The 9,115-nt window shown below is 31.3% G+C and carries 7 protein-coding genes and 1 pseudogene; 1 reads left to right on the plus strand and 7 read right to left on the minus strand.

What is annotated here, in order from left to right:
• The 3 genes from LD39_RS05185 to LD39_RS05195 form a co-directional block, all read right to left on the minus strand.
• Positions 1–234: hypothetical protein (locus LD39_RS05185; RefSeq protein ID WP_035543644.1), on the minus strand; the 234-nt coding region annotated here is incomplete at its 3' end.
• Positions 235–607: 373 nt separating this feature from the next.
• Entirely contained in the window at positions 608–2,206 is a 1,599-nt protein-coding gene (locus LD39_RS21720; RefSeq protein ID WP_052158736.1) for an endonuclease NucS domain-containing protein, read from the minus strand.
• Between the two features lie 86 nt (positions 2,207–2,292).
• Entirely contained in the window at positions 2,293–2,742 is a 450-nt protein-coding gene (locus LD39_RS05195) for a PH domain-containing protein (RefSeq protein WP_035543648.1), read from the minus strand.
• A gap of 229 nt (positions 2,743–2,971) precedes the next feature.
• Between LD39_RS05195 and LD39_RS05200 the strand changes: the two genes are divergently transcribed.
• The gene (locus LD39_RS05200) at positions 2,972–4,126 is read left to right on the plus strand and encodes an SIR2 family protein (protein ID WP_231572512.1); all 1,155 of its coding nucleotides are present in this window, start codon (positions 2,972–2,974) and stop codon (positions 4,124–4,126) included.
• A 1,109-nt stretch (positions 4,127–5,235) separates the two neighbouring features.
• Here LD39_RS05200 and LD39_RS05210 read toward each other — a convergent pair.
• From LD39_RS05210 to LD39_RS23000, 4 genes and pseudogenes are all read right to left on the minus strand, one after another.
• A complete protein-coding gene (locus LD39_RS05210) occupies positions 5,236–5,793 on the minus strand; it encodes a recombinase family protein (protein ID WP_035543654.1) in 558 nt (185 codons plus the stop codon).
• A 270-nt stretch (positions 5,794–6,063) separates the two neighbouring features.
• Positions 6,064–7,116, minus strand: coding sequence for a hypothetical protein (locus LD39_RS05215; RefSeq protein WP_035543656.1), 1,053 nt, complete (start codon positions 7,114–7,116; stop codon positions 6,064–6,066).
• Between the two features lie 505 nt (positions 7,117–7,621).
• Positions 7,622–8,140, minus strand: a complete 519-nt coding sequence (locus LD39_RS21725) for a DUF1643 domain-containing protein (protein WP_052158737.1) — start codon at positions 8,138–8,140, stop codon at positions 7,622–7,624.
• Positions 8,141–8,245: 105 nt separating this feature from the next.
• A pseudogene (locus tag LD39_RS23000) lies at positions 8,246–9,115 on the minus strand (hypothetical protein); the annotation flags it as partial.

The raw sequence follows: 9,115 nt of genomic DNA on the forward strand, positions 1-9,115 counted from the left end.
ACCAATTTTCTGTTTAATTTTTTTTTCATAAGTTGGTATATCAACACTTGCCTCTTGAACGATAATATCGCAAAACCTTTCAACTCTCATGTATTTCATTACGTTATGAAAGTCTAATAAATCATTGACACTCCATACAGAGTTGATATCTTCATTATTTATTTTCTTTATAATTTTCTCTAGTTCTCCTCCACAAATCATATCATACTCAGAATAGAATTTAACCCCTGACATATACTCCCCCTCCCCTTTCTACAGAACACTAACATAACAAGCAAGCCCTAAAAGCATTTTGTAGACAAAACGTCGAATGGACGACCATCTATGACGTGTGGATGCAACTACTTAGTGCCCGCTGCTTATATAAGCACCCGAGAAGTGTGAAAATTCACCGCCCACCTTACCACTCTATGGATACTTCTAGTTTAATTTGATAAATAAGTCACCAAATTCAGCTTTACATTCAACTCCACTCAAAATTTCGCAATGTGAATAAGTACTCTTTATTTACCTTTGGTATAAACTGAACTGCAAAAGTTACCTTAAATATTTTAATAAAATTGAAGTTTTATTAGTAAATACCTTAAATCAAACATAACATAATTATTTATTCGCTATTTTGCTCCTTTACAATAAATGGGTTTGTTGAATACTCATTATATACTTCAACTAATTTCTTTATAAATTCAGGGTTTTCCTCATAAAAAGAAGTTAGCTCAAATCTTTTGTCACCTCTAGGTTCTCCTTGAATCTCTTCTTCTTTGCCTCCCCCAATAATTAAGCAATCAGAAATATATTCTATACCTAAATTTTTCATTACTTCGTTGTTAATTGATTCAATGCAATGAATAGTTTTATAAAATAATATATTAAATACTTCGCCCTCAAAATGTTCATTAATAAGGTCTTCAAAATTCGTTTTTTTTCCATTCCATATAAGCTTCCCGTAATATATATATACACATGGATTTTCGCCATCACTAACATCCACTACTACTTCATATGAAGGTAAGGTATTGTTATTTGAATAAGTTGCTGTGTACAGACTTTCTTGAACATTGCTTGGGTCGTAAATATACAGACTAATTTTCGCATTCTTGTCCCTCTTATGCTTTCTAAGAATCCTTAAAATATCATCTTCCCATTTTCTGTTAAAAGATAAAGTCGTTGATATATTATCTGATATCTCATTGTACTTGAATTTTTGTTGTGTATTATAGAAATCAATAAACACATCAAAATTTCCACCGCCAAACCCTACTATCTCTTTTATGATTTGTTTATCTGTTAATCTTATATCTTCTTCTATAAAACCATATCTTTTAACATTTAATACTTCCCAATATTGCAAACTGCTGGCCAATCCTTCTGGAGTCCCCCCCTCGATAAAAAAGTCATGTTTCTTGTCCTTAATTCCTATTATAGTTTTCACAACCTCAGTAATAATCTCTTGCTCTAGGTAATGTTTCTCAACCTCTACACTTCTATCTTCGTGCTGGCTTAAATATTCATTAACTACATCCTCAAGGTGAGATTCATTTTTACAATCTAGTTCATATATAATACCCCAATAACGTTCCAAGCTCTCTTCTAATAATGCAAAGTAAAGACAATAAGGATTCGGGAATTTGTCGTCAATCATTGCCTCTTTTTCTAAGAACACAAAGTTATTAATTCCTAATCCTCGAATTTTTTCTGGCAAAATATCTAAAATTGTTTTCATTATAGTATCAGTTTTGCAATAAATGCCTATTTGCATCGCTGAGAAATTTCTCGATATGAAATTTTCTAATGGTTGCACTTTGTTTTTGCTATAGGGAATGTAATTGTCATTAATACTAATATTATATCCTTCTACGAAATAATCAGTTGCTGTAGCCATTTCTGAAAATGGAGTCAATAATTCCTCCCAATGTGTAGAAATTATTATTATTCTTATCTCACTGTCCTTTACCTTATGTTTTTGTTTTAGTAATGCTGTGTACTTAATCACTTCATGGATTGCTTGTCTTGATGCTTGTACAGACCTTTTTATTTCTATTACCCCAAAATTACTCTGGGAGTCTGTCGCTAATATATCTATGTATCCCCTAGACCCATCTTTATTAGGTAAATAGTACTCTTTATCAATTAACACTAATCCTTCTTCGATAAAACCTAAATTATCAGCTAGATAATCTCTAATAACTTCTTCCACTCTATTCATCATCAACCTCCTAGTTAGATAGGATTTGGAGAGGGTAGACTCCACTTCTTTATCGAGGACCTAGACTGTCTTTTTTTCACACAATACTACTTGATGTACATTTTCACAAATTCATATATTTCCATGAAGTTTGGTGAAGAAATGTGTGTTACTCTATCTTTTTTGCTACCAAATAATCCTGATTTGTTAAAGTAAATCATATTGTTGGTAATACCGAGAGCATTGGTCATGTCGTAGTCCACTTCGTCATAATTCTTATACTCATATACATGAGTCTTTAGCTTACCAAATGGTGGTTTCACTTCAATGAGGATAACCTTTGTATCTGTAAAGAATAGATATCCGAAGGTTGTACCTTTGAATGCTCCTGTGGAAAGGTAATAAAATTTCTCGTTTTTTGCTTCTTTCTTAATCAAATCCAGGACTTTCATATAATGATTTCTGCTAGTTTTAGGAAGTTTCTCTGCTTCACTTACCAATCCATCAAACGTAGAGTATTCTCCAATAACTGTTATTTCTACATTTATCTTATTCATTTTGTATCCTCCACTCAAATTCTTTATCTTACAAAACTTTAGTATACTACCTTTTCCTCAGAATAAAAGTAGGGATTTTGATATAGAGCAACATGTTAAGGAATGTAAAATACTGTTACACCAAAACAGTAACCTAAGTTTTTGAAGGTGAAAAAATAGCACCCTTTTATGGAATTAAATTCAAATTATAGGTATAATTGATTTTACAACCTGATTAGTAAGAATGGTAATGCTTCTTACACAAATATTCTGTTTAAGTTTATTAACAATGGAGGTGGTTATTTTCCTTATAGATAAAAGTAAGTGGAATTGGGATTTGGTAAAAAATTATACGGAGAATCTTTCAATTCAAGAGACTAGTAAAGGAAATAGAATCCCTCGTGGGAAAAAAATCGAAAATTTAAAAAAATCTTATAGAAATGAAGAATTAGTTTTCGTACTTGGTTCAGGTGTGTCCGTACCTTTTAACCTTCCTAGTTGGGATAACCTACTTCAAAAATTATTAATTGAATCTTTTAGTACAGATTCAACTGAAAACGATGTTCCTCTTGTGCTTTCTAAGATTTTCCCTCAATTGTTCCCTAGTAGTCCATTAATCTCGGCTAGAATTATAGAAGAGGATTTTAAAAAACAAAATAGTAGTAAATCTTTCAAAGAAATAATTAGAGACGCTCTTTACTCTCAAATTAATAGGGAAGCTGATTCTTCAACTATTAAGGAGCTACTTCAATTCTGTATAGCCCCAGGGAAAAGTCCAAACCTTGATAGTATTATTACTTATAATTATGACGATGTTTTGGAAACGGTTTTAAATTCTAGCGATGTTGAAATCCCCTATAAATCAATATATAAATTAGGGATGAATCCTAAAAATGGTGAATTGCCTATATATCATGTTCATGGTTATTTACCTCAATACGCCGATAAAGAAAACACAGATTCCTTTATTACATTGAGTGAGAACTTATACCATAAACAGTACAATGATATATATAGTTGGAATAATATTGTTCAAATTAATAAGTTCACTGGTAAAACATGCGTCTTAATAGGAATATCACTAAATGACCCGAACATAAGAAGACTTTTGGATATCGCAAAACTTCAAAGAGGTCAAGATTCTAATCAACAACATTACATGTTCAAAAAGAGATATAAACTTGAATATGTAAAGAGGAAGCTAGAGTTAATAATAAGGAACGATTCTTCATTACGACTTGAAAAAGCCATTGCTAATCTAGAGTTAAATGAAACTGCAAAAACACTATTAAAAAAAATGGAGGAATTTGAGGAACTAGATGCTAACTCTTTTGGTATTCAAATAATATGGTTACAAGACCATGATGAAATAGCAGATGTTTTAAAAAAAGTTAGAGAAGAGTAATTTAAAATTTAGGGGGCAACCAAGTAAGTTACTTCTGAATTTAGATTCATATCCCCCTTTCTGATTGATAACTAACTTATTACTATATTTATGACTACTTCACATTCTGTATATTGGTGTTAAATATTATTCAAGTTTTCTATAGTATAATTTAGTAATTAACAAGAGCTTTTAAAAGAGATGGAATAATAAGTGTATAATATCAATTCTAAAGGTCTTCTTCTTACTGGAAATTCAGGGGAATTGGCTCAAGAATTAGCTAATAACTTAGTAGTTGGGGTATTCGACGATAAACCAAGAATGTTCTTCTATTTTGAAGGCACTGCTTATGTAAAGAGAATTGAACAAGCTGACTTTCCAATTAGACTCCATGATAGACATAGTAGAAGAAGTATTAATAGATGGCTTCTATTCCAACATCTTAATTACGAGGGAGACGAAGCCTCCTAATACTAGAATATCTATCATCTTTTGCATAGATAGTGGGACAATACGGACTATCACTCGAAAATGTCCTAACAAAATATAAGCTTCCTAATAACCAACCTTTATCACTTTGGTTGTTTTGTATATTGCTTTTTTCTGCATGTCTCCATTATTTAACCATTGTAATTTGTGTAAAAGGATGGATGTTATTCGTCCATTAGTTTATTTTTAACCTAACATTACATATATTCAAAAAAAGAGCAATCCATATATGGATTGCTCTTTTTCATTCTAGTCATTATTCATAACAGTCAACAGCACACATGCACTAGTTTGTTCATATTCTTCCGTTAAATCTAGTATTATATTATATAGATGGTCTTGTATTAGAACCTTTAAAATCATCTTCTAGAAAAGAGGTAGATAACACTTTTTATTATGGCATTACTTCAGTAAAATTCTATTCTTCTACTATATAAATTTCATTATCGAACATGTATTTTAAGAATCCCGGGACTTTCATTAATATTGGTATTCGCAGCTTATTTCTAATTTTCTTATTTTGTGGCGTGTGGATGAGGGTACATAGGGGCTATTTCTACAACGCTACCCTTGAAAAAGTGGGATTACACCCCCATTAGTATAAGGATAAATAAAAGTGACCCCATGGGAGTCACTTATACTTATTTGGCTTTAAGTTCATTCTTTCTGTTAATTAGGGTTCGCTTCTTAATTCCAGTCATTGCCTCAACTTCTTTGTATGTATGAGTCTTAAGCAATTCTAACGCATGGAGTACTTGTTTTTTTGAATGTTTTCTAGGTCTACCTTCTCTAAAATCAACACGTTGCTTAGCTAATGCTTTACCTTCTTGGGTACGTTCAACTATCATATCACGTTCAAACTCTGCGAATGAACTAAGAATATTAAAAATCAGTCTACCTGTTGGACTGTTCTCCACTAGCCCCATGTTAAGAATGTGTACTTTGACTCCTCTTTCAAATAGAGCCTTAACTGTTTGAATACCTTCGAGTGCTGACCTAGCAAATCTATCTAATTTTGTAACAACTAATGTGTCTCCTGCTTGTAATTCTTCCAGTACCTTATTAAATTCAGTTCTATCTGTTTTAGTACCTGTGAATTTTTCCTTATATATTATCTCGCACCCTTCTGCTTGAAGCGCTTGAATTTGAACCTCTAAATCTTGAGCAGTTGTTGAAACCCTTGCATATCCATATCTCATTATCAGTCCTCACTCTTCACTAGTTATTTATTACACTAAGTTATTGCACCTGTTGAAGGTAAGTATAGCAAGGACGGTAAAAGAGTGCAATAACTTTTAAGTTTTTGCACTATCATTGAAATATAAAACTATATCGGATAAAGCATCTCATTTCACTCATCTACAATCAATAAAAAGACAGGGTGCTTAATTGCTACCTGTCTTTTTTAGATATTTACCTCTTACTATTTTTAATTCGAAGGCTTTATCATATTAGATGCCGTATCTAGTTTAAGCTGTCTGTGATATCTTCAATTGATTAGATATTTCCACCGCTCTAATAGGAAGCATCTTCACCATATATCCTGTTGGATTATCTTTATCTGTTGTTTCTAAGCCAACATTTTTCAGCGCTTTGAGAAGTATATCTTTTCCGTGCTTCTTATACACTTTATTAATTACCTCTACAGAACCATGATTTAATTCAATGTGAGTTAATCCAAGTAATTCTCCTTCTATGTTAATTTGATATATCGCTTCTAAAATATCTTCATCCTTATACGTTTTGTTAGTAAATACTATTTCACCATCCAATTCCTCTTGGATAAGGATATTCTCATCTGAATCTTTATTGCTACTTTTAACTCTTTTATCAAGAACACCAAGTTTTTTAGCTTTATTAATCCCAATGGTTACGTGTTCTTTATCTCCAAACATAGAATAAATAAGATGCTCTTTATCCTTTTCTTCAAATACAAGCTTTTCAAAGTAAATTACTTCAAGCTCTTTTAACCCGTCTATCAACTCAAAATACCTTGATTTTCTAATCCTTAATTCTTTTGAAAGTTTGTCTGAAGAATACCAACAAATCTGTAATACTTCATCTTTTCTTTCAATATTTCGACTTAAAAGCAATACAGTTGCAACCATATCCTCTCTTTCAAGTCTTAATCTGTTAATCATCGTCTTATCAACATAATCTGTCTTAACTAAAGTATAATTTTCTTCAGAGAGTGGTTCTTTCGCAATTATATAAATTTGGTCATTCTTTTTTAATGAGTTAATATCTGCAGAATTATCTAGCGTGATATCTGAGAAAACCTTAATTAAGTTCATCCTTACAAGTATATTTAGTGATTCTTTTACCGATTTGATATTGGAAGCGACTGGTCGCTTTCCTAATAATTCTAGTATTAACGATATTTGAGTTGTTACACATGGCCTCTCAATATTCCATCTCAAAGCATACGTATAAATAAACAATGCTCTTTTATCATTTTGTTCTAATAGCTTTGTAATAACATGATTTTCTAATTTCACATTGTGTTCAAAAATATTTTCCATACTGTCTTAGTACTCCCTTTTCATAATTTATTGATGTAACTTCCAACCTTGTTAATAGCGGTCGTCATACAATAAATTATACTAAAACGGGGGTGCTTCCCTTATAACAGTAGTGTTTCTCTAGGGTTATTAACAATTTAATAATTATCTGCAATTAAGAGATTCAGCAGAGAAATGCTGGGGTTTTTAAGCATTTCATCCATAAGAGTCATGTCAAGTGTTTTTTTCAGAATTACTGTTTTTTCTCCTAACACCACCTAGTGATAATATATATAAAAGCTACTGACTCTTGTGCTTATGACCTACATAAAAAGTGGATGTATGTTTGAGTAAAGAGACATACAAAAAGTTAGTTTTTAGGACTATAGGGAACTATAATAACCAATATTTGCTGTTGTATTTTTCCTAGGGATATCTCACTAAGAATCTGACAACAATTTTAGATTATTATAGTTCCCTTTTGCACAATTTTTGTATTAATGGGTACTGAATATTCTCAAATTGCTTAATTGATATACATAAATTTGTAATTTACCAGTTTCCAATCAGATACTAAATCTCTTGGGTGTCTTAGTTTTTTTCCATTTCCGTCTTCAAAACATTTTATCTTATCTCTATATTCACCAAGCAACTTCTCGACTTCCCTCTTTCTACTTACATACTTATCCTTTGCTCTGACCCAAGCAACTATTATTACATCAGAATCAGCAAAAGCTTGCATTAAGTATTCATCATTAAGAGCCTCTTGTTTCACATCTCTTTGACTAAGAAACTTAGGGTTTGTTGCTCTATATGAAAATAAATTAACAACAGCGATTGAACCGTAACTATTTTCCATTAAATAATTTGTAACGTTCATTATTGTCCTATCAGTTATCAACATATCAGCTTTACTAGGATTAAGCATTACGACAGCTGCATTCGGCTTACCTTCATCCCAAACTCTAGTTAATTTGTATCTGTAATCCTCATCATCAGACAATATAGCAGTAGATTTTATGCTTTTTTCAAATTCTTTAACCAATTACACCCCTCCACTTATCATTAACAATTATACAAATCAAAGGATATAAAAAATAACATTTTAAACCTGCCGTCCCTTAAACATTCCCATAAGCGTACAACTTTTTTATAATATAGTTCGAGAATGTTTCCAGAGTTCAAGTGATGGGGTATTAACCATTTGTAATTGTTCCTTAGTTCTTGGGTTAGCAAAGCACCAATTCACAAATTTAAAGTAGTCTTCTACACACAAATTATGTTTTTCTGCTAAATACCCTATTAGGTCATCCCAGCGTTTCAGTGATATATTGTGTCTTCTTTCTTCTTGCACTTCCCTAAACCAGTAAAAGGGATTTTTATTCCCTTTTATGCTGTTTAAATTGGAATGCATCGGTATTATATTACCTTCATATGCCCCCCCATGCCCTGTATGAACTGGAATAAAGTGTTCAAAATCATAATGTTTAACTCCTGTAATTGCACAACAATAATTAAAATCCTCCTGTATTTTTTTCCATTTTGTACAACTCTTTTTATTTTTAACTTCTTTGGGTAAAAATTTCTCTAATATATTTCTATCATACTTATGTGTTCTCGGTGCTTTTTTAAGGATATTAACACCTTTATAATTTGTTAATGCATATTCAAAGTGGTCTAAGGGTATATCCTTCGTCCTAACATATTCAAGTAACCTGTTCCTTAGTTCACTTGTCTCATCCTCTAACCTTCTTATAGCAGCTTTTTTAAAATCATTTTCAATCTCTTCCCACTCTTTTTTCTTAATTTCCATTCTAATCTCTTCTGATGTCTTTACTTTCTTTGAAGCATCTTTATTTTTCTTCACTAAATCTTTTTCCAGTAGTTTGATATGTTCTAACCGCTGATTTGATAACTCTTTCAAAGTATTAATTTTATTCTCACTATTACTTAACTTATACTCTAGATTAGATATATATAATATTAATTCTTGATTATGGGTTTCTTTTCTACTTTTTTT

Source organism: Halobacillus sp. BBL2006 (assembly GCF_000786645.1).
Taxonomy (GTDB): Bacteria; Bacillota; Bacilli; order Bacillales; family Halobacillaceae; genus Halobacillus.

Coding starts and splice junctions, on each gene's coding strand:
- LD39_RS05200 (WP_231572512.1), top strand. CDS start 2,972: ATGCTTCTTACACAAATATTCTGTTTAAGTTTATTAACAATGGAGGTG.
- LD39_RS05215 (WP_035543656.1), bottom strand. CDS start 7,116: ATGGAAAATATTTTTGAACACAATGTGAAATTAGAAAATCATGTTATT.
- LD39_RS05210 (WP_035543654.1), bottom strand. CDS start 5,793: ATGAGATATGGATATGCAAGGGTTTCAACAACTGCTCAAGATTTAGAG.
- LD39_RS05195 (WP_035543648.1), bottom strand. CDS start 2,742: ATGAATAAGATAAATGTAGAAATAACAGTTATTGGAGAATACTCTACG.
- LD39_RS21720 (WP_052158736.1), bottom strand. CDS start 2,206: ATGAATAGAGTGGAAGAAGTTATTAGAGATTATCTAGCTGATAATTTA.